Here is a 20,360-nt window from a genome sequence, read left to right as displayed (position 1 = left end):
TGACCCGTCATCTCTATCCGCGCTGCGCGGCACTCACGCCGCCGTCAACACCAAACCGCTTGTCGGAACTCCTGTTCCGGCCGTCACCACCACCCGCTCTGCGCCGGGCACCTGATTCACCGACGTGCCACGTAACTGCCGGACGGCTTCGGCTATGCCGTTCATTCCGTGGATGTATGCCTCCCCCAACTGACCTCCGTGTGTATTCAACGGGAGCCGACCGCCGACTTCCAACGCACCCGGCTCCCGCACGAAATCCTTTGCCTCGCCGCGCCCACAGAACCCCAACTCCTCCAACTGCAACAGGGTGTACGGCGTGAAGTGGTCGTAGAGGATCGCGGCGTCCATATCGTCGGGCCGCAATCCCGACTGCTCCCACAGTTGCCGACCGACAAGGCCCATCTCGGGCAATGCGGCGAGTTCGTCACGGTAGTAGCTGGTCATGATGAACTGGTCGACGCCGCTGCCCGACGCCGCCGCCGAGATCACGGCAGGCGGATTCGGTAGGTCGCGCGCGCGTTCGGCCGACACGACGACGATCGCGACACCGCCATCGGACTCCTGACAGCAATCGAGCAGATGCAACGGCTCCGCGATGTATCGCGACTGCTGGTGGTCGGCCAACGTGATGGGCTTGCCGTAGAAGAACGCCTCGGGATTGTTGGCAGCGTGCTTGCGGTCGACGACGGCGATGCGTCCGAAATCCTCACTCGTAGCGCCGAACTCGTGCAGGTACCGCTGCGCGACCATGGCGACGAACGCTGCCGGAGTCGACAACCCATGCGGATAGCTGAACGCGTTGTCGGTGCCCGACGAGTTCTCCTGGTTGGCCACAGCCGAATTCACCTGTCCGAAGCGCAAACCCGACCGCTCGTTGAACGCCCGGTACGCAACGACCACGTCGGCCACGCCCGTGGCCACAGCCATCGCTGCCTGCTGCACCGTCGAACAGGCCGCACCTCCGCCGTAGTGAATACGCGAGAAGTACGTGAGCTCGGGAATTCCCACAGCGCGGGCGACCGCGATCTCCGAGTTGGTGTCCATGGTGAAACTGACGAGACCGTCGACATCGGCGGGGGTCAGGCCGGCATCCGCGAGCGCAGTCTGCACCGCCTCGGTCGCCAACCGAAGTTCGCTGCGCCCGGAGTTCTTGGAGAACTCGGTGGCCCCGATCCCGGCGATCGCGGCTGCGCCCGACAACTGCCCCATCAGCGACCTCCCCTCATGAGCGTGACGGTCGAGATCACATGCTTACCAAGAGCATTCGTTCCCGTAACGGCCACGGTGACCAGATCGTCGTCGACGTCGGTCACCTCGCCGGTGAAGGTCAACGAGTCGTAGGCATACCACGGCACACCGAGTTTGAGCTTGATCGAACGAATCCTCGCAGACGGACCGGCCCAGTCGGTGACGAATCGTTCGACGAGTCCGGTGTCGGTGAGAATGTTGACGAAGATGTCCTTGGACCCCTTGGCCTGAGCGAGGTCGCGGTCGTGATGGACATCCTGGAAGTCACGGGTTGCCAGCGCTGTCGATACGATGAACGTCGGCGTCGCGTCGATTGTCAATGGCGGCAACGTTGTTCCTACTTCGACAGTGGGGATCGCACTGGTCGTCACTGCGCCTCCTGTGTGGTCTGGCGCCACGCGTGCAGCGTCCAGGCGTCGGTGCCCGACTCCTCGTCGGCGGGAAAGTCGAGGAACATCGCCTCGACGCGCTGCCCGATGTGCACGTCGGCGGGGTCGACGTCGCGCAACTCGGCGAGCAGTCGGACGGGAGAAGGCAGCGGCAAACCGTCGTCGTCGCTGTCACCGCTGTCGACCGATTCGAGTCCGTCGAGTTCGACGAGGGCGACCACGAAAGGCAGTTCACGTCCCGGCACCTTGGGTGCGCGGTGCACCACATAGCTGTAGACCGTTCCCGTGCCCGACGCGACGACGTAGTCGGTGACCGGCACGGTGCCATCGGGTAGCCGAGGCTTCCAGGTCGCGGGTATCGGCGGATGACGCAGCGTTCCGTCGTCGAGCTTCTGAATGCGCAGTTCGTGGGCTGCGACGCCCTCCCAGAAGAACTCGGTGTCACGAGAGGCGCTGGGCCGCAACATCCGTGAGGGGTCGAGGTCGGAGGGCACCTCGCCTGCGCCGGCATCCCTGGGCGCCACGTCGTCGTCGTGCGGGCGGAACTTCAGGATGCGGAAATCCATCTCGGCGACCACCTCGTCGTCGACCGACCAGGTGTTGCGCGTGGTGAAGAACCAACCCTCCCCCAGCGCCGTCTGCTTGGGTCCGACGACGTCGACCAGTTCGGCAGACAGCGAGACCTGCTCTCCCACATCGAGATAGCGATGATAGGTGGTGTCGCAGTTGGTGGCCACGACGGAGGTGTACCCCGCCTCGTCGAAGAGTTCCGACGCCCGGCCGAGCGGATCGTCGGCCGTACGCTGCCCGTTCAGCCCGCGCATCGTCCACACCTGCGCCATGGCGGGAGGTGCGACGATGCCCGGATGTCCCGCGGCACGCGCGGCGTCGGCGTCGATGTAGACAGGGTTCGTGTCGCCGATGGCCTCGACCCAGTTGTTGATCATCGGGGTGTTCACCGGATCGCGCCCGAGGGTCGGCGCGCTCGGCCCGGCGTCGATGATCGCCTGCGCGGCGGTGCGGATGTCGCTCATCGCTTCGCCCTAGGCAGTCCTAGTCCGGCGGTCGCGATCATGTCGCGCATCACCTCGTTGACGCCACCTCCGAAGGTGATCACCACGTTTCTCTTCTCCTGAACGTCGAGCCAGTCCACCAGCGCCGCGGTCTCGGGATCGGTGAAATCCCCGTAACGGCCGATGATCTCGTCGATCATTCGGCACACCACCTGCACGCGCTCTGTCGCGAACACCTTCGTCGCCGCGGCATCGGCCATCGAGATGGCCTCCCCCGTCGACGCGACCTGCCAGTTGAGCAGTTCGTTGATCCGCGCGTACGCATCGATCTGGGCGAGCGCCCGCGCGACGTCGGGATGCTTGGCGATCACCGTGCCGTCGGGGCCGGGACGCGACGCCCACGCACGGACACGCGACGCCAGTCCCTCGATACGTCCGGCAGGTCCGAGCATCACGCGCTCGTGGTTGAGCTGCGTGGTGATCAGTCTCCACCCGCTGCCCTCGTCGCCCACGCGCATCGACACCGGAACGCGAACATCGTTGTAGTACGTGGCATTCACGTGATGGGCACCGTCCGCGGTGATGATCGGCGTCCAACTGAAACCGGGATCGGAGGTATCGACGATGAGGATCGAGATGCCCTTGTGTTTGGGGGCGTCCTTGTCGGTGCGTACCGCCAGCCAGATGTAGTCGGCGTCGTGCCCGCCGGTGGTGAAGATCTTCTGCCCGTTGACCACGTAGTGATCACCGTCGCGGACTGCCGTCGTGGTCAGTGAGGCGAGGTCGGTCCCGGCCTCGGGTTCGGTGTAGCCGATCGCGAAATGGACGTCGCCGGCAAGGATTCGGGGAAGGAAGAGCTTCTTCTGCTCGTCGGTTCCGTGTACCTGGAGGGTGGGGCCGACCGTTTGGAGCGTCACCGCGGGAAGCGGAACGTCGGCGCGTACTGCCTCGTTGGTGAAGATCTGCTGTTCGATCTCCCCGAACCCCTTGCCGCCGTACTCCTTCGGCCACCCCACCCCGAGCCACCCGTCGCTCCCCATCTGTCGGATCACGTCCCGATAGGTGGGGCCGTGGCGCTCGGTGAGCATGGTCTGTGCTGCCGTGGGGTCGACCAGATCGGCGAAATACTCACGCAGATCTGCACGCAACTCCTGCTGCTGCGGCGTGAGGTCTATGAACATCGGTGTGCTTCCCCTGCGGATTCGGTTTGAGCGGTCGGGTGAATCAGGTTGGCATCGCTATGGATTCGACGCGTGGGCGAGTTCGTCGAGCCGAGCATTGGCTCCTCCGACGAGTCGCGCGAGATCCTTGGCGATCGAGAAGTAGCGATGCAACGGATACGTCAGGTCGACGCCGACGCCACCGTGGAGGTGGGTCATGGTCCGCATCGCCGCGGGTATCTCCGCTGCCGTCCAATACGACGCGATACCCAGATCCTGTTGTGCATCAAGACCTTCGGACAAGCGCCACGCGGCAGCCGTGGTCGAGAGGTTCAGCGACCGTCCGACGACGTAGATGTCGGCCAACTGCTGTCCGACGGCCTGGAACAGCGCGATCGGTTTACCGAACTGCGTGCGGTTGGACACGTGATCGGCGGTGAGGCGCGTGGCCCCCGCGACGAGACCGTCGGCGTACGCACTCAACGCGAGTCGGTACAGGTCACGCAGCCCCGAGACATCGGCGGTCAGCACATCGGCGTCGTCGACGGTCACGTCGTCGAATCGCACGGTGAACTCGCCCCACCCGCTCGACGCCGGAGTTCGCGTGATCGACACACCGTCGGCGGCGGTGGCCACGGCGACCACCCCGCCATCGGTGGCGACGAGCAGCGTCGACGCGCCGTCGGCGTGGAGTACTCCGCTCTTGGTGCCCGACAACCTTCCGTCACGCAACGTGGTGCGCGGCGTCGAGGTCAACGGGTCGCCGGGTTCGCCCATCGCGATCGCGTGCCATGAGCCAGCGGTGAGAGTCGCGGCCCATCGATCACGCGAGGCGTCGTCGACCGTCTGCAGGAGGAGCGACGACGTCAGCGAGCCGAGTGCAGGCGTCACCGCTGCGGCCGAACCCAGTTGACGCAGCAACGGAAGCACGCCGAGAACTCCGAGATCGTCACCCCCGAGCGCTTCCGGTAGCGGCAAGGCCAGCAGCCCGGCGTCGGTCAGCGCCGTCCAGAGGTTGCGATCAAAGCCGTCGTACGACGCCGCGGCATCCTCCCGCGACTCGCCCGCCCTGACCCGTCCGCCGAACAACGACGTCCAGTCGGACTCGTGGCGGGCGAAGACATCCCGCGCCACATCGGCGACCGCTTCTGCGGAGCTGTCCATGCCGAAATCCACCGACGATCCCCTTTTCGCCAACACCAAAACTAGAACTCGTTCTAGTTGTATCAGACTCCGCGCTCCCGGTGGGCGAATTGGCAGTTGATCTGCTGATTCTCAGCCAGAGTCCCGCATCAGCCGCGCGGCAGACCGAGAATCCGTTCAGCAGCGGCGGTCCGGAGTATCTGGGTGGTGCCGCCCGCGATGGACAGACACCTGTTCTGCAGGAGCTGATCGGACGCATCGCCCGCCCCGACGCCGTCGACCCCGAGCAGGTCGAGACCGAACTCTGGCACCGACTGCCGGTGCGCGACGCCGATCAGCTTGCGCACGCTCGATACCGCGCCCGGATCGTGGCCGGCCAGCCGACGAGAAACCGCGAGCGCGTCGAGGACACGTCCGACGTGCGCGTCGGCGACGAGATCACCCAACCGTGCCAACTCGCCTGCGGACAGCTCCCGACCCAACGAGTCGATCTGACCCAGCAGCGCGTCCATCTCCTTGCCGAGTCCCGAACCACCCATCGCCACACGTTCGTTGGCGAGTGTCGTACGAGCCAGCCGCCAGCCGCCGTCGACCTCACCGACCACGCACTCGTCGGGCACGAACACGTCGTCGAGAAAAACCTCGTTGAAGTTGGCCTGACCCGACAACTCGCGCAATGGTCGGATGTCGATGCCCGCCGACGCCATGTCGACCAGGAAGTAGGTGATCCCCTTGTGTTTCGGCGCCTCGGGATTCGTGCGCGCGAGACAGATCCCCCACTGCGCGTTGTGCGCCTGCGAGGTCCAGATCTTCTGCCCTGTCAGACTCCAACCGCCCTCGACGCGAATAGCCCTGGTGCGCAACGACGCAAGGTCGGAGCCTGCCTCGGGTTCGCTGAACAACTGGCACCAGACGATGTCGCCGACGAGGGTCGGATGCACGAAACGTGTGTGCTGCTGGGCTGTTCCGTGCGCGAGGATCGTCGGGATCGCCCATGCCCCGATCACGAGGTCGGGACGTTCGACGCCCGCGCGTTCGAACTCGGAGTCGATGAGCAACTGCAGCGCGGGGTCGGCGCCGAGACCATGCGGCGGCGGCCAATGCGGTGTGAGATAACCGGATTCGGCCATCGCCGCCCGCTGCGCATTCGGTTCGGCCGCCGCGATCGCGGCGATGTCGGCTCTGATGGCGCCACGGCGATGCTCGACGGAGGTCAGGTCGAGTTCGAAGCGTCGACGCCCACCGAGGATGCCGAGGCGACCGAGTTGTTCACGCTGCGTGGACGCGGCCGCCGTCGCCGCGCGCAGCGCCAATGCCGTTCGCAGGTAGAGATGTGCGTCGTGCTCAAACGTGAAGCCGATGCCGCCGAGCACCTGGATGCAGTCCTCAGCCGTCGCAACGGGCAGCGAGGCGACCAGCACGTCGGCGGCGAGCCTGGAGAATGCGAGTTGCTCGCGCGCGGCTTCGGCGTCGTCGTCGCCCACCGGTGCGGCCACCGCAGCGTCGACGGCCACCGCGAGATCCCACGCCGCCGCGGTGACCTGTTCGCTGCGACAGAGCATGTCGGCGCAGATGTGCTTGACGGCTTGAAACGAGCCGATGGGTACACCGAACTGGGTGCGCACCTTGGCATAGTCGACCGCGGTGTCGAGCGCCCAGCGCGTCACGCCGCTGGCGTAGGCGACGGCGGTCGCCGACAGTGCGCCCGCAATGAGATCACCATCGTCGACGACGAGCAGGTCAGCGACGCTCAGGTCTGTAATGCGCAGCCGGCCAACCGAGCCTCGGCCGTCGAGGCTCGCCGCTGGCTCGACATCGCGTAGACCCGCATCGGCAGGGATCACATACCATCCCGGATCGAGGCCCTGACCAGCAATTTTCGCGAGGATCACGCAACCGTCGACATATCCGACGACGCCGCCGAGATCGATCGATCCGTCGACCAACTCCGCCTCGCCGCCTGCCCGCGTGAGGGTGGGCACCGTCGCGGAGACCTCTCCCGACACCAACGCGTCGCGCACCGCCGCGGCACTGGGATCGGTCGACACGGATAGCGCCAGGGTCGCCACGACGGTCTCGCCGATCGGACCCGGCACCAGGCTCGCTCCGCATTGCTCGACCATCGCGGCGACGTCGGAGAACGAGGCACCGACGCCACCCTGCGCCTCCTCGACCAGCGCGGCGAAAACGCCCAATTCGGCCAGTTCCGGAAAGAGGTCTCGCCAGTGGTCGCGCGGTTTCTCCAGTTCAGCCCGTACGATGTCGGTGGTGCGACGACGCGTCGCCCACGCGGAAATGGCTTCGCAGACGGCAATCTGTTCGTCGGACGTGGCAAGGCTCACGCTGAAATCCTCTGCATTCCGGTTGTGACGAAGAATTAGAACCTGTTCTAATAGTCCGAAGGGGTTTTGTCCACCAGACCTTTCGACGCCGTCAGCGTCGATGGTCACGAGATGAGGATGTCGCCTACATATGACCCGGTCGTCTGAAGATGCCGTGCCACAGAAGTCGGCACCGAGTCCGAACAAGGGAGTCTCGTCGAAGTCGGTCGCCGCCAAGGGCACTCCCGCACCACCCGACGCCGCTACAGCAACAGCAACCGCAGCTACGTCGACGACGGAGAGTGGTTCGGCCGCACAACGCGACCGTAGACGCCGCATCCTCGACGCGACGCTCGCCCTCGCCTCCAAAGGCGGCTACGACGCCGTGCAGATGCGCACCGTCGCAGAGAAAGCCGACGTTGCGGTGGGAACCCTCTACCGATATTTCCCGTCAAAGGTGCACCTGCTGGTGACCGCGCTCGCGCGCGAGTTCGAACGCGTGGAGACCCGCGTCGACCGCTCGCAACTGCAGGGCGAGAACGCCATCGAGCGGCTGCGCCACGTACTCGACATGATCACCTTCGCGATGCAGCGCGATCCCCTGTTGACCGAGGCCATGACGAGGGCCTTCATGTTCGCCGACGCGTCGGCGACCGCCGAGGTCGATCAGGTCGCCGGGATCATCGACCGACTGTTCGCGGGCGCGATCGTCGACGAGGGCGAGCCGAGCGACGAAGAACTCGCGATCGCACGCGTGCTGTCGGACGTGTGGATGTCGAACCTGGTGCAGTGGCTCACCCGCCGCGCCTCGGCCACCGACGTCACCAACCGGCTCGAGCTCACGGTCCGACTGCTCCTCAAGGGCCGGGTCGCAGCTCAGGCGTAACCGAACCGCCGGGTTGGGCCGTCGCGATCAGCCCAGGTCGACGGTGATGGTGCCGGACTCGTCGGCGCGCACCGCGTACGCACGGACTCCGCTGCCGCCGAAGGCGATCTCGTCACCGGTGCCCAGGTCGTAGGTGTGATTGTGCAGCGGGCACACCACGACACAGTCGTCGATCAGCGCATCGGCCAGTGGCCCGCCGCGGTGTGGACAGACGGCGTCGAGTGCGCGCAGCGAGTCGTCGCGCAGTCGGAAGACCGCGATCTGTGTACCGTCGATACCGAATGCCCGTCCCTCGCCCGGCGGGATGTCGGCGATGTTGCCGACTGCTATCTCGCTCATCGGACCGGCACCTGCGGGAGCGGCAGCAGCGGCAGCGCCGAACGGAACTGACCCGGAGTGGCAGGCTTTTTGCCGTCCTGCCAGGGGTCTCGATAGGCGTCGACGGACCGCTGCATGTTGGAATCGAGTTGTTGTGCAATGCCTTCCGCGTCGTCGACGACGACGGCCCTGATCTTCTCGATGCCGTAGCGCGGAACCCACGCGTAGGTGCGTTCGAGCCATTTCGCGCTCTCGCGGTAGTACTGCAGGAAGCGGCCCGCCAGTGTCATGACCTCGTCGGCACTGTCGACGGTCGCCAGCAGATCTCCCTTGCGGATGTGTGCGCCTGCGGCACCGCCGACGTAGATCTCCCACTTGCCGCCGTCGATCGCGACGACGCCGAAGTCTTTGCACAGCGCTTCCGCGCAATTGCGCGGGCACCCGGTGACCGCGAGCTTCATCTTCGCCGGACCCGCTATGCCCTGATACCGCTCCTCCAGAGCAATGCCCAGCGCCGTCGAGTCGCCAACCCCGAACCGGCAGAAGTCGCTTCCCACACAGGTTTTGACCGTTCGGAAACTCTTGCCGTACGCATACCCCGACGGCATGTCGAGATCGGCCCACACGGCGGGCAGGTCCTCCTTGCGCAGGCCGAGCAGGTCGATGCGCTGGCCTCCGGTCAGTTTGATGAGCGGCACGTCGTATTTCTCCGCGACGTCGGCGATCTTTCTCAACTGCTCGACGTTGGTCACGCCGCCTTTCATCTGCGGCACAACGGAAAACGTACCGTCGCGCTGGATGTTGGCGTGGACGCGGTCGTTGATGAAGCGTTCGGCGCGTTCGTCGATGAAGTCCGAACCCCACATCATTTCCAGCAGCGACGACAACCCCATCTTGGAGTTCGCATCCTCCTTGCCGTCGGGTGCGAGGGCCGCGAACACCGAACGCACCGAGTAGAGCTTGAGCTCGCGGATCAGCCGCATGAGTTCTGGCTTCTCGTACGGGATTGCGGGAACGTACCAGTTGGCCGACGGGTCCTCGGTGACCGCGTCGCCTGCGGCCCATTCGACGACCTGCGCCACCAACCCCTTACATGAGCCGCAGCCCTTTCCGGCGCGGGTCGCGGCCATCACGCCGGCCACCGAGGTGGTGCCGCCAGCGACACAGCCGACGATCGTCGCCTTGTCGACGCCGTTGCAGTTGCACACCTGGGCATCGTCGGAGAGTTCCTCGACTCCCGTTGCGGCGTCGGGTGTTCCGATGTCGAACATCAGCGAGATGCGTTCGTCGGGGAGTTCGGTTCCCTGGTCGAAGGCCTGCATCAGGAACGAGACCTTGCTGACGTCGCCGACGAGCGTGGCGCCGACGAGCTTGTTCTCCCGGATCACCACGGTCTTGTAGACGCCGTGCCGGGGCTCGTAGAACTGCAGGTACTCGTCGTCGGCATGTTCGGGTGCCTTGACACCCATCTGGGCGACGTCGACGCCCGCGACCTTGAGTTTCGTCGAGGTCCGCGAACCATGATATGCGGCAGTCGAATTGGCTGCGGTGAGGTGATCGGCCAGGACTTTGGCCTGCTCCCACAGGGGTGCGACCAGTCCGTACACCTGGCCGCGGTGCTGCGCGCATTCACCGACCACGTAGATGTCGTCGTCGTCGATCGAGCGCATGTGGTCGTCGACGACGATGGCGCGTTCGACGGTCAGTCCGGCACCGCGGGCAAGCCCCACGTTGGGGCGGATACCTGTCGCCAGCACCAGCAGATCGCAATCCATCTGCTCGCCATCGGCGAATCCGATTCCGGTGATGGCATTCTCATCATCGGCGAAGGCTTTGACGGTGCGCTTACCGGTGACCACGGTGACGCCGGTCGACTCGATCGCGCTGCGCAACACCGCGCCACCGGTTTCGTCGAGTTGAGCGTTCATCAGGATCGGACCGGAATGCACCACCGTCGACGCCACACCACGGCCGTAAAGACCGTGCGCCGCTTCGAGTCCGAGCAGTCCGCCGCCGATGACCACCGCGTGTTCGGCGTCGTCGGCGTGGGAGATGATCGCCGTGGTGTCGTCAAGGCTGCGAAAGCCGAATACGCCGCTCAGCTGCGTGGTGTCGTCGACCCACAACCCCTCGATGGGCGGGAAGAAGGCACGGCTGCCGGTGGCGATGATCAACTTGTCGTAGGCCACCCGCGAACCGTCATCGGCGAGAACGACTTTGGCGTACGGGTCGATCCGGACCACCCGCACCCCGGCGCGCAGGTCGATTCCGTTGTCGCCGTACCAATCGACGGCGTTGAGGTAGATGTCGTCGGGGGCATCCGAGCCGGCGAGCACGTGGGATAGCGCGATGCGGTTGTAGTTTCCATACGGTTCGTCACCGAAGACGGTGATGGCGAACTGTTCTGCCCCGCCACGCGCCAGGATCTCCTCGATGGCGCGGGCGCCGGCCATGCCGTTGCCCACCACCACCAGCGACTGCCGGGTCACCGCAGTCTCCTGCGCCATCAGAACTCCACCACGCCGAGGTCAATGACCACGGTGCCCGACGCGGAGGTGGGTGCGGCGAGCGCAAGGGAAATCTCCGCGCCCTCCAGAAAGTCCTCGACCAGGCGCAGCGGCACGTGGGTGCCGCCCTGAGCGGCAATCGGGAAGTAGCGCACCGGTTTCCCGTCGTGCATCAGAGCAATCGTGATCATCTCGTCGCTGCTGTTGCCGCCACGGAAGTAGACCGCCTGCAGGGTCGAGCCATCGGGCACGGTCAGCGTGAGCGAGTCGTCGATGACCGCGAGGGTCTCGAAGCCGGCTCCCTTGAACGCGAACAGGCCCTGCAGAAATCGCGGTGTGCTGCTGTCACTCATGGGGCGGGGTCACCTTTCAGTAGACGTCACGCACGTAACGTTTATCGGCGGCAAGGGCTTTCACATATGCCTCGGCACTGGGGCCGGACAACTTACCGTGTTCGGCGACGACCCGGGTCAGCGCGTCGTCGACATCGCGGGCCATCCGCATCCGGTCACCGCACACATAGAAGTGCGCGCCGTCGGACAGCCATCGCCAGAGCTGTTCACCGTGCTCGATCATCCGGTCCTGCACATAGACTTTCGACTTCTGATCGCGGGAGAATGCGACGTCGAGCCGGTCCAACGACCCGTCGGCGAGCATCGTCTCGAGTTCGTCGCGGTAGTAGAAGTCGGTGGCCGCGTGCTGCTCACCGAAGAACAACCAGTTCGGCCCACGATGACCCAGTAGCCGACGATGATGCAGGAACCCGCGGAATGGTGCGATTCCGGTACCCGGGCCGACCATGATCATCGGGGCGTCCGGATCCTCGGGCGGCGAGAAGCCGGCATTGCGCTGCACCCAGATTCGAATGTCGTCGTCGGCGGCGTGGTCGGCGAGGTAGGTCGAGCAGACGCCGTGACGCGGGACGCCGTGCAGGTTGTAGCGCACTGCCGACACCGTCAACTGGACCTCGTCGGGACTCTCCAGCGGACTCGACGAGATCGAGTACTGCCGGGGTGTCATCGGCGCCAGCGTCGACAACCAGTCGGCCGCCGATGCACGCATCGGGAACGTGGTGAGCAGGTCGGCGATCTGCCTGCCCCACAGCCAGTCGTCTAGGTCGGATTTGTTCTCCGGCGCCAGCATCGACCGCAGATCCGCCGATGCTGCCCGGTCGCAGACGAATTCGAGGACACCGGGGCTGATCTTCGCGATCTCGAGGCGTTCACGCAGGGCGCTGGCCAACGGCATGTCCTCGCCGCCGACGGTGACCACCGTGTCGGCGTCGAGTCCGGAGGTCTCCAGGAACGCCTCGACCAGTGGTGGACTGTTGCGCGGCCACACCCCGAGGGCATCGCCCGCATCGTAGGTCAGAGTGTTCTCGGGCAGCGCGAACCCGAACTGCCGCACGTCCTTTGCCGATCCGTCGCCACTGAGGCGGGTGTTCCGGACCAGCGAGGTCACCAGCGGGTTCTTACGGCCGTAGGAGATCGGCGCGTCCGGCACCGGCGGGGCTTCCGCGGGGGCGCTCGCCGACGGCAGCGCCGTGGCCAGTTCACCGGATACGGCGTCGAGCCAGCCCTGCGCCGTCGACTCGAAATCGGGTTCGCAGTCGACCCGGTCGAGAAGACGCGTGGCCCCCAGTTCGGCCAGCCGGTCGTCGAGTTTGCGTCCGAAACCGCAGAATTCGTCGTAGCTGGGATCGCCGAAGGCCAGCACCCCGTACCGCACGCCGCTCAGCGGTGGCGCATCGTCGCCGGAAAGTTGGTCCCAGAAGGATGTGGCGTTGTCCGGGGGATCGCCGTCTCCGGTGGTGGAGGTGACGATCAGCACCGTGCTCTCCGGGGTGAGGGCAGCGAGTCCGGCCTCGTCGAGGGTTTTGGTTGCGGCCGAATAGCCCTGCGCCGCCAGCGATTGTGCGACGGTCGGCGCGTAGTCCTCGACGGTACCGGTCTGCGATGCCCAGAGCACCTCGACGGTCGGCGCGAGCGCCGCGTCCTCCGGCGCTGCTGCCTGCGGCCCGTCCGCGGTGGACGTGGATCGTGAGAATGCCCCGGCGAGAACACCATTCACCCAGGCGCGATTCTGTTCGGACAGCGGTGCCTCGGGCGGCAACAGCGGTACGCCTGCAATCGACGCCTCGCTCTGCAGCCCGGCGAGCACTCCGGCCACATAGGCCTGTTCGGTGGCCGACAGCGCGGGCGGAGCAACGGCCGAAAGTCCCAGTGTCACAGCGAGAGATGACGCCGGGACATCGGTGCGGGCATGGGCCGGTGCGGGTGTATCAGCGGTCGGCGCTGCGGCGACCTTCTCCAACGCCACGGCACTCACCTTGAACTCCGGTTGCAACGACGCCGGGTCGACGGCGTCGTTGGTGACGGCATTGATGGTGACGTCCGCACCGAACATGTCGCTCCAGTGAAACGGTGCGAAGCAGTTGCCGGGGCGTACGCGGTCGGTGAGGACGGCAGGCAGCACCGCGGCACCGCGCCGTGATCGCACGCGCACCGAATCCCCCTCGGCCACATCGAGAGCGGCCGCATCGTCAGGGTGGATCTCGACGAACGGTGACGGGTTGAGTTTGTTGAGCTTGGCCACCCGCCCGGTCTTGGTCATGGTGTGCCACTGGTGCGGCAGCCGGCCGGTGTTGAGGACGAGGGGGAACTCGTCGTCGGGCATCTCGGCGGGCGGCAGACATGGTCGGGCGTGGAAGATCGCCCGCCCGCTCGGGGTGGGGAAGACGAACTCCGGTGTGGTGCCGTCGGCGCGCACCACCTTGGTCTGGCTACGGCCGTCGTTGAGATAGCGGATGGGGTGGCGGTCGGCGTCGTCGTCGGGCGGGCACGGCCACTGCAGCGGGGTCTCGCGGAGCCGCGCATAGCTGGCACCGCGAATGTCCCAGCCGGTCTTGGGATTCCAGAACCGCTTGATCTCCTCGAACACCTCTTCGGCCGAACCGAAGGAGAATCCTTCGCCGTATCCCATCTCGGTGGCGATCCGGCAGATCAGTTGCCAGTCGGGCAGCGCATCGCCGGGTGGCGCGACGGCCGGCTGGAAGAGGGTGAGGTTGCGTTCGGAGTTGATCATCACCCCGTCGGACTCGGTCCACAGAGTGGCGGGCAGTGCGACGTCGGCGTAGGGCAGGGTCTCGTTCTCGGCGAACACATCCTGCACCACCACCAGCTCACAGCGTTGCAGTGCTTCGATGACACGCGATCGATTGGACACGCTGGCAATGGGATTGGTGCAGATGATCCAGCAGGCCTTGATCTTGCCGTCGGCCATCTGGTCGAACATGTCGATGGTGCCGGTCCCGACCTCACTGCGCAGCGTACCGCGTGGCACACCCCAGGTGTCCTCGCAGAAGTCACGGTCGGCCTCGGAGATCACCGCCCGCTGGCCGGGCAAACCCGGCCCCATATAACCCATTTCGCGTCCGCCCATCGCGTTGGGCTGTCCGGTGAGCGAGAAGGGACCACTGCCGAGGCGGCAGATCGCGCCGGTGACCAGGTGCAGATTGATCAGCGCGTTGGTGTGCCAGGTTCCGTGGATGGACTGGTTGAGTCCCATTGTCCAGCAACTCATCCAGTTCGTGGACTCACCGATCCACTGTGCGGCCGCGCGGATGTCGGCCTCGGGGATGCCGGTGGTCTCGCTGACGACACCGGGCGTGTACTCGGAGACGAACTCCTTGGTCGCATCGAAACCCTCGGTGTAGGTCTCGACGAAGGAGTGGTCGACGTCGTCGGCCTCGATCAGCAGGTGCAGCAGACCGTTCAGCAGGGCGAGGTCGGTGCCGGGTTTGACCTGCAGGTAGAGGTCGGCCTTGGCCGCGGTGGCGGTGCGTCGTGGATCGATCACGACCAGTTTCGCGCCTGCCTTGACCCGTTCCATCATGCGTAGGAACAGGATCGGATGGCAGTCGGCCATGTTGGAGCCGATGACGAAGAACAGGTCGGCGTGCTCGAAGTCCTGATAGGAGCCGGGTGGGCCGTCGGCGCCGAGGGACTGCTTGTAGCCGGTGCCCGCGCTGGCCATGCACAGTCGCGAGTTGGATTCGATGTTGATGCCGCGCAGATAGCCCTTGGTGAACTTGTTCGACAGGTACTGCGCCTCGGTCGACATCTGGCCCGACACGTACACCGCAACCGAATCCGGGCCGTGCTCGTCGGCTATCGCCCGCATCCGACGTGCGGCAAAAGAGATCGCCTCGTCGATTCCGACCGACTCCCGGTCGGTGTCACGGCTAGTCCGGATCGACGCCTTTTCCATCCGTCCCGGAGCGGCAAGCATGTCCGACGTGGTCGACCCCTTGGTGCACAACCGGCCGAAGTTCGTCGGATGATCCTTACGTCCGGTGGTCTTGGTGACCAACGGAAGTCCTGCGCCGTCGGGCGTCGACACGTGCAGCACCATCCCGCACCCCACCCCGCAGTAAGCACAGAGCGAGTCGACGGTGGAGGTCGCGGGCATGACTCCATGGTTGGAGCCGATTGTTTCCGATGCCATGAATGCGCGTTACCGGTCGATCACATGGTTCTCACACGCGCTAGTCGCGACTGTGAGTCGCCCCGGCCCGTGGTGGTGAGCCGCGCGACGATCAGATCCGCCACCCGCGGGTCCGCGCCGATCGGGGCAGCAACGCCGTCGGCGCCGTACTCGCTCAAGCGGGCGTGAAACAGTCCTGGCGCCAACAGGTAGGCGGCGATGAAGACCCGACGCCGCCGCGACCCACGCGTGGCCGACACCACGTCGGGGACGCGTGGTGTCGCGGTGGTGACGTAGCCGACCGGAACGTCGTCGTCGATCAGCTCGCCGAGCTGACCAGCTGCGGTCTCGACGTCGGCCAGCGCGAGCGCATCCGAGGATCCGGCGGCGGCCATGACCACGGCGTCACCGCGCCGCCAGCCGGCGGCGCGCAGTCGCTCGAGCATCAGCACCGCGAGCATCGGGTCGGGGCCCATGTTGTCGCACAGGGCGACGCTCTGATGGCCGCTGGCCTCGATGTGCTCCGGGATGTCGCGTCGGACGTGGTATCCCGCGGCCAGAAAAGCGGGCACGATCAGCGCAGGCCCCGGGGTCTGCCTGAGTAGCTCCGACGGCGAGGGACCGAGGACGTCGACGAATGCGACGCGCGTCGTTCCGACGCGCTCCCCCACGAGTTCGGCAATGCGTGCGATGGTCGCGACTCCCGCAACCGAGCGGGTGCCGTGAGCCACGAGGATGGGTTGCGGCGCGGTGGCAGCGAAGTGTTCAGGCGTCATCGGAATCGTTCTCGTCGTATTCGAGGTCGACGGCCAAGCGGTATCCACGCTTGACCACCGTCTGGATCATTTTGGAATCGCCCAACGCCGAGCGCAGTCTGGTGACCGCCATCTCGACGGCGTGCGTATCAGTGCCACCGCCGGGAAGTTCGTCGAGCATCGCTTTGCGCGAAATGACTTGTCCCGGAACACGATGCAGCACGCGCAGCAGCGCCATACTCGAGCCCGTCACCGATTGGAAGCAGCCGTCGACCACCACGCCCGACGCGCGCAGGCTCAGGTCGTGCCCCGCGACGCGGAGCACGCTCGCGCGACGCGGTAGTTCCTCGGCGATGAGTCTGACGAGCGCTCCGAGACGAAACCGGGCGGGCTGGACCGTGGGAACCTGAAGCGCGTGCAGCGGCCCCGCCGTCACGTTGCCGACGCACATCGCGGGTACCACGGTGCGCATGGCGTGCAGCAACGGTTCAAGCGCACCGGTGCGATGCGCTTGACCGAGCATCGACGCCACCGCTGGTGCGCTGGTGAACGTCACGGCGTCGAGGTCGCGGTTGATGACAGCGTCGATCATCCGGGCCATCGGGTCGGTGTCGTCCGGCGGAGTCCAGCGGTAGACCGGCACCGGGACGACCTCCGCGCCCGCCTCGCGGAGCACGTCGCACAGGTCGGGTAGCGGCTCCCAGCTCGTCGTCGCGCCGTGGAGCTGTACTGCCACCCGCAGACCCGCGACTCCCTCGTCGAGTAGCTCACGGATCAGCTCGCTCGACGACTCGCTAGGCGGCGACCACTGTTCACGCAGACCCGCCGCGCGAATGGCCCCCTTGGCCTTGGGGCCTCTCGCGAGCAGGCGCACGCCACCGAGCGTGTCCACCAGGTCGTCGGCGAGTCCCCACCCGTCGGCCGCCTCCACCCAGCCGCGGAATCCGATTCCTGTGGTCGCCACCATGACGTCTGGCGGTTCCTTGAGAATGGATTCGGTGGCACGCTCGAGCTCGTCGTCGTCGATGAGCGGGATGATGCGGATGGCAGGGGCATGGATGACCTCGGCGCCACGACGTGTGAGCAGCGCGGCGAACTCGTCGGCTCGCCGCGCCGCCGTGATGCCGATGGTGAAGCCGGTCAGGGTCTTGTCCGGATTCGCCGTGACCGTGGGTGGGTCGGAGGGTGTCATCGGGTGTCGCTGGTCTCGATGATCCCGACCTCGACCATTCCATCGACAACCCGCACCGGGTACGTCCGCAGCGCCTGCGACTCGTCATCGAGACACGCGCCGGATTCGAGCGAAAACACCTGCTTGAGCAGGGGTGATGCGACGGTGGGCTCACCATTTCGATCGCCGATCAGCCCGCGCGACATCACGGCGGCGCGGCCGAAGGGATCGATGTTGTCAACGACGCGCAGTGTGTCCGCGCCGTCGGACAGGCGGAACACCGCGACCTGTGTGGTGCCGACGAGCGCCGCAACACCGCGGCCGACAGTCAACTGGTCGAGCGTGCACACCGGCACCCAGGTACTCACGGTCGCAACAGTGGTGTCGCCCGCCGACTGCGGAGCGTCGTCCAACGCGGTCATGATGCTGTCTCCTTGAGTCGTGTGGGCGTGCCGAGCAGCACCGGGACCTTGCGGCCCGACGAGTCGTCGAAGGCGATGGTCGGGTCGGGAGTCTCCGGGGCGTTGACGAAGGACACGAAGCGACGCAGCTTGTCCTCATCGTCGAGCACTGCGGCCCATTCGTCGCGGTAGCCGTCAACGTGCCTGGCGACCGCATCCTCGAGGTCGCCTCCGATACCAAGGATGTCGTCACACACGATTTGCCGCAACCGATCGAGCCCTCCGTCGAAGCTCTCCTGCCACGGCGCGGTGCGCTGCAACCTGTCGGCGGTCCTGACGTAGAACATCAGGTAGCGGTCGATGTAGCGCACCAGCGTCTCGTCGTCGAGTCCGGACGCGAGAAGCTTTGCGTGCGTGGGACTCTGGCCGCCGTTTCCGCCGACGTAGAGGTTCCATCCATTCTCGGTCGCGATCACGCCGACGTCTTTGCCGCGCGCCTCCGCGCATTCGCGGGCACACCCTGACACGCCGAGCTTGATCTTGTGTGGTGAACGTAACCCGCGATAGCGATGTTCGAGGCGGACCGCCATTGCCACCGAATCCTGCACGCCGTAGCGACACCAGCTCGAACCGACGCAGCTCTTCACAGTCCGCAAGCTCTTGCCGTAGGCGTGGCCGGACTCCATCCCGGCGTCGACGAGTCGGCGCCAGATCTCGGGAAGCTGCTCGACGCGCGCACCGAACATGTCGATGCGCTGACCACCGGTGACCTTGGTGTACAGGCCGAAATCCTTCGCGATCTGACCGATCGTGATCAGTTGGTCGGCGGTCACCTCGCCACCGGGCATCCGCGGAACGACCGAGTAGGTGCCGTTCTTCTGCAGATTGGCCAGGAAGTGGTCGTTCGTGTCTTGCAGCGCGGCCTGCTCGCCGTCGAGGATGTGATCGCTCGACGTCGAGGCCAGGATCGACGCGACGGTCGGCTTGCAGATCTCGCACCCACTGCCGGTCCCGAAGCGGGCGATCAGCTCGGAGAAGGTGCGGATTCCGGTTGCGGCGACGATCGAGAACAGTTCGGCACGCGACTGCGCGAAGTGCGCACACAGGGCCTTGGACAACTCGACGCCCGAGTCGGCGAGCAGCCTGGTGATCGACGGCACGCAGCCACCACACGTCGTACCCGCCGACGTGCAGCCCTTGATGTCGGCGACCGAGCATGCGCCCTCGGCGATGGCCGAGCAGATCGATCCCTTGGAAACGCCGTTGCACGAACAGATCTCGGCGTCGTCGGGCAGTGCGGACAATCCGATGCCGCCGCCCTCGCCTGCCGCGGGCGCGATCAACGACGACGGATCGCCCGGAATCTCGCGTCCCACCATCGGTTTCAGCATCGCGTACGCATCGGCGTCGCCGACGAGGATGCCGCCGAGCAGGGTCGACGCGTCGTCGGAGAGCACGAGCTTCTTGTAGGTGCCCGCGACGGGATCGGAGTAGACGATCTCGAGTGCGTTCTCGGTGACACCCATGGCGTCTCCGAAGCTCGCGACGTCGACGCCGAGTAGCTTGAGCTTCGTCGACATGTCGGCGCCGGGAAACAGGGTGTCCTCGACGCCGAGGATGCCGTCCGCGGCGATCTCGGCCATCGTGTAGCCGGGAGCGACGAGCCCGTAGCACCGACCCTCGACCGCGGCGACCTCACCGATCGCCCAGATCGCCGAATCGCTTGTGCGACATCCGGTATCGGTGATGATTCCGCCGCGCTCACCGACGTCGAGCCCGGCCTGCCGACCGATCGCGTCCTGCGGGCGGACTCCCGCGGAGAACACCACGAGCGCGGCGTCGAGGACGGTCCCGTCCGACAGTGTGACGGCGAGGAGTTCGTCGTCTCCGTCGGCGATGGCCGTCGTGGACACGCCTGTGTGCACGTGCAGACCGAGCTCACCGACGAGCGATGCCAGCAAAGCTCCGCCGCCGTCGTCGACCTGAAGTGGCATCAGTCGGGGCGCGAATTCGACGACGTGCGGCGTCATTCCGAGCAGTCGCAGGGCGTTGGCCGCCTCGAGTCCGAGCAGTCCGCCGCCGACAACGACTCCCGGCGCACCCGGCTCCGCGGCCTCGGCGATCGCGCGGATCGCGTCGAGGTCGGCGAGCGTGCGGTACACGAAGCTCCGCGGATTGTCCTTGCCCTCGACAGGCGGCACGAACGGATACGATCCGGTGGCGAGAACGACTGCGTCGTAGTCGATCTCGTTGCCCGACGAAGTGATGATCCGACGTTGATCGCGGTCGATCGTCGTGGCCGACTCGCCCAACCGGAGCTCGACGAGGCCGTCTCCGGCATAGGTGTTGTCGGGCAGCGACATCGACGCGGGGTCCCACGATCCGACGTAGCTCGACAACCCGACACGGTCGTAGGCAGCGACCGGTTCTTCGCTCAACACGATCACCCGGTATCGGTTCGCGGTGTCGCGTTCGCGCAGTTCCTGAACGAATCGGTGTCCGACCATTCCGTGGCCGACGACCACACAGGTTTGTGTATCCATCGTTGGTGCCGAATCCATCT

15 protein-coding genes are annotated in these 20,360 nt (G+C 66.1%); 1 reads left to right on the top strand and 14 read right to left on the bottom strand.

The annotated features are described in order from the left end of the window. Window positions 1-33: 33 nt before the first annotated feature. The 6 genes from ABW18_RS04050 to ABW18_RS04025 form a co-directional block, all read right to left on the bottom strand. Window positions 34-1,209, bottom strand: coding sequence for a lipid-transfer protein (locus ABW18_RS04050; RefSeq protein WP_049697718.1), 1,176 nt, complete (start codon window positions 1,207-1,209; stop codon window positions 34-36). Next, the gene (locus ABW18_RS04045; protein ID WP_049698040.1) at window positions 1,209-1,619 is read right to left on the bottom strand and encodes a MaoC family dehydratase; all 411 of its coding nucleotides are present in this window, start codon (window positions 1,617-1,619) and stop codon (window positions 1,209-1,211) included. The genes ABW18_RS04050 and ABW18_RS04045 overlap by 1 nt, the downstream gene beginning before the upstream one ends. Continuing rightward, entirely contained in the window at window positions 1,616-2,671 is a 1,056-nt protein-coding gene (locus ABW18_RS04040) for a bifunctional MaoC family dehydratase N-terminal/OB-fold nucleic acid binding domain-containing protein (RefSeq protein WP_049697717.1), read from the bottom strand. The genes ABW18_RS04045 and ABW18_RS04040 overlap by 4 nt, the downstream gene beginning before the upstream one ends. Next, window positions 2,668-3,831 carry an acyl-CoA dehydrogenase family protein gene (locus ABW18_RS04035; protein ID WP_049697716.1) on the bottom strand — a complete coding sequence of 388 codons (1,164 nt, stop codon included), beginning with the start codon at window positions 3,829-3,831 and terminating at the stop codon, window positions 2,668-2,670. The genes ABW18_RS04040 and ABW18_RS04035 overlap by 4 nt, the downstream gene beginning before the upstream one ends. A gap of 57 nt (window positions 3,832-3,888) precedes the next feature. Beyond that, complete coding sequence (locus tag ABW18_RS04030) at window positions 3,889-4,986, bottom strand: acyl-CoA dehydrogenase family protein (RefSeq protein WP_049697715.1); 1,098 nt, start codon at window positions 4,984-4,986, stop codon at window positions 3,889-3,891. Between the two features lie 116 nt (window positions 4,987-5,102). Continuing rightward, window positions 5,103-7,295 (bottom strand): acyl-CoA dehydrogenase family protein, encoded by a 2,193-nt coding sequence (locus ABW18_RS04025; RefSeq protein ID WP_049697714.1) that lies wholly within the window; start codon window positions 7,293-7,295, stop codon window positions 5,103-5,105. A gap of 130 nt (window positions 7,296-7,425) precedes the next feature. On the opposite strand from ABW18_RS04025, the gene kstR reads away from it, so the two are divergent. Next, a complete protein-coding gene (gene kstR / locus ABW18_RS04020) occupies window positions 7,426-8,160 on the top strand; it encodes a cholesterol catabolism transcriptional regulator KstR (protein WP_049697713.1) in 735 nt (244 codons plus the stop codon). Window positions 8,161-8,187: 27 nt separating this feature from the next. Here kstR and ABW18_RS04015 read toward each other — a convergent pair whose 3' ends face one another. Genes ABW18_RS04015 through nirB (ABW18_RS03980) form a run of 8 tightly spaced genes read right to left on the bottom strand, consistent with a single transcriptional unit; the run spans window position 8,188 to window position 20,358 of the window. After that, entirely contained in the window at window positions 8,188-8,499 is a 312-nt protein-coding gene (locus ABW18_RS04015; RefSeq protein WP_049697712.1) for a Rieske (2Fe-2S) protein, read from the bottom strand. Next, the gene (nirB, locus tag ABW18_RS04010; protein WP_049697711.1) at window positions 8,496-10,985 is read right to left on the bottom strand and encodes a nitrite reductase large subunit NirB; all 2,490 of its coding nucleotides are present in this window, start codon (window positions 10,983-10,985) and stop codon (window positions 8,496-8,498) included. Before nirB (ABW18_RS04010) ends, ABW18_RS04015 begins: the two co-directional genes overlap by 4 nt. Then, window positions 10,985-11,338 (bottom strand): hypothetical protein, encoded by a 354-nt coding sequence (locus ABW18_RS04005; protein ID WP_049697710.1) that lies wholly within the window; start codon window positions 11,336-11,338, stop codon window positions 10,985-10,987. Before ABW18_RS04005 ends, nirB (ABW18_RS04010) begins: the two co-directional genes overlap by 1 nt. Before the next feature lie 16 nt (window positions 11,339-11,354). After that, window positions 11,355-15,455 (bottom strand): bifunctional nitrate reductase/sulfite reductase flavoprotein subunit alpha, encoded by a 4,101-nt coding sequence (locus tag ABW18_RS04000; RefSeq protein WP_235434291.1) that lies wholly within the window; start codon window positions 15,453-15,455, stop codon window positions 11,355-11,357. Window positions 15,456-15,511: 56 nt separating this feature from the next. Then, window positions 15,512-16,246: a sirohydrochlorin chelatase gene (locus ABW18_RS03995; RefSeq protein WP_049697708.1), complete on the bottom strand. Its 735-nt coding sequence runs from the start codon at window positions 16,244-16,246 to the stop codon at window positions 15,512-15,514. Continuing rightward, complete coding sequence (locus ABW18_RS03990) at window positions 16,236-17,417, bottom strand: uroporphyrinogen-III synthase (RefSeq protein WP_049697707.1); 1,182 nt, start codon at window positions 17,415-17,417, stop codon at window positions 16,236-16,238. Before ABW18_RS03990 ends, ABW18_RS03995 begins: the two co-directional genes overlap by 11 nt. Next, window positions 17,414-17,818 (bottom strand): nitrite reductase small subunit NirD, encoded by a 405-nt coding sequence (nirD, locus tag ABW18_RS03985; RefSeq protein ID WP_049697706.1) that lies wholly within the window; start codon window positions 17,816-17,818, stop codon window positions 17,414-17,416. The genes ABW18_RS03990 and nirD overlap by 4 nt, the downstream gene beginning before the upstream one ends. Continuing rightward, window positions 17,815-20,358: a nitrite reductase large subunit NirB gene (nirB, locus tag ABW18_RS03980; protein ID WP_049697705.1), complete on the bottom strand. Its 2,544-nt coding sequence runs from the start codon at window positions 20,356-20,358 to the stop codon at window positions 17,815-17,817. The genes nirD and nirB (ABW18_RS03980) overlap by 4 nt, the downstream gene beginning before the upstream one ends. Window positions 20,359-20,360 lie beyond the last annotated feature (2 nt).

Source organism: Gordonia jacobaea (assembly GCF_001186365.1).
Taxonomy (GTDB): Bacteria; Actinomycetota; Actinomycetes; order Mycobacteriales; family Mycobacteriaceae; genus Gordonia; species Gordonia jacobaea.
The sequence above is the reverse complement of the archived record's forward strand: the minus strand, read 5'-3'. Positions and strand labels throughout refer to the sequence as shown.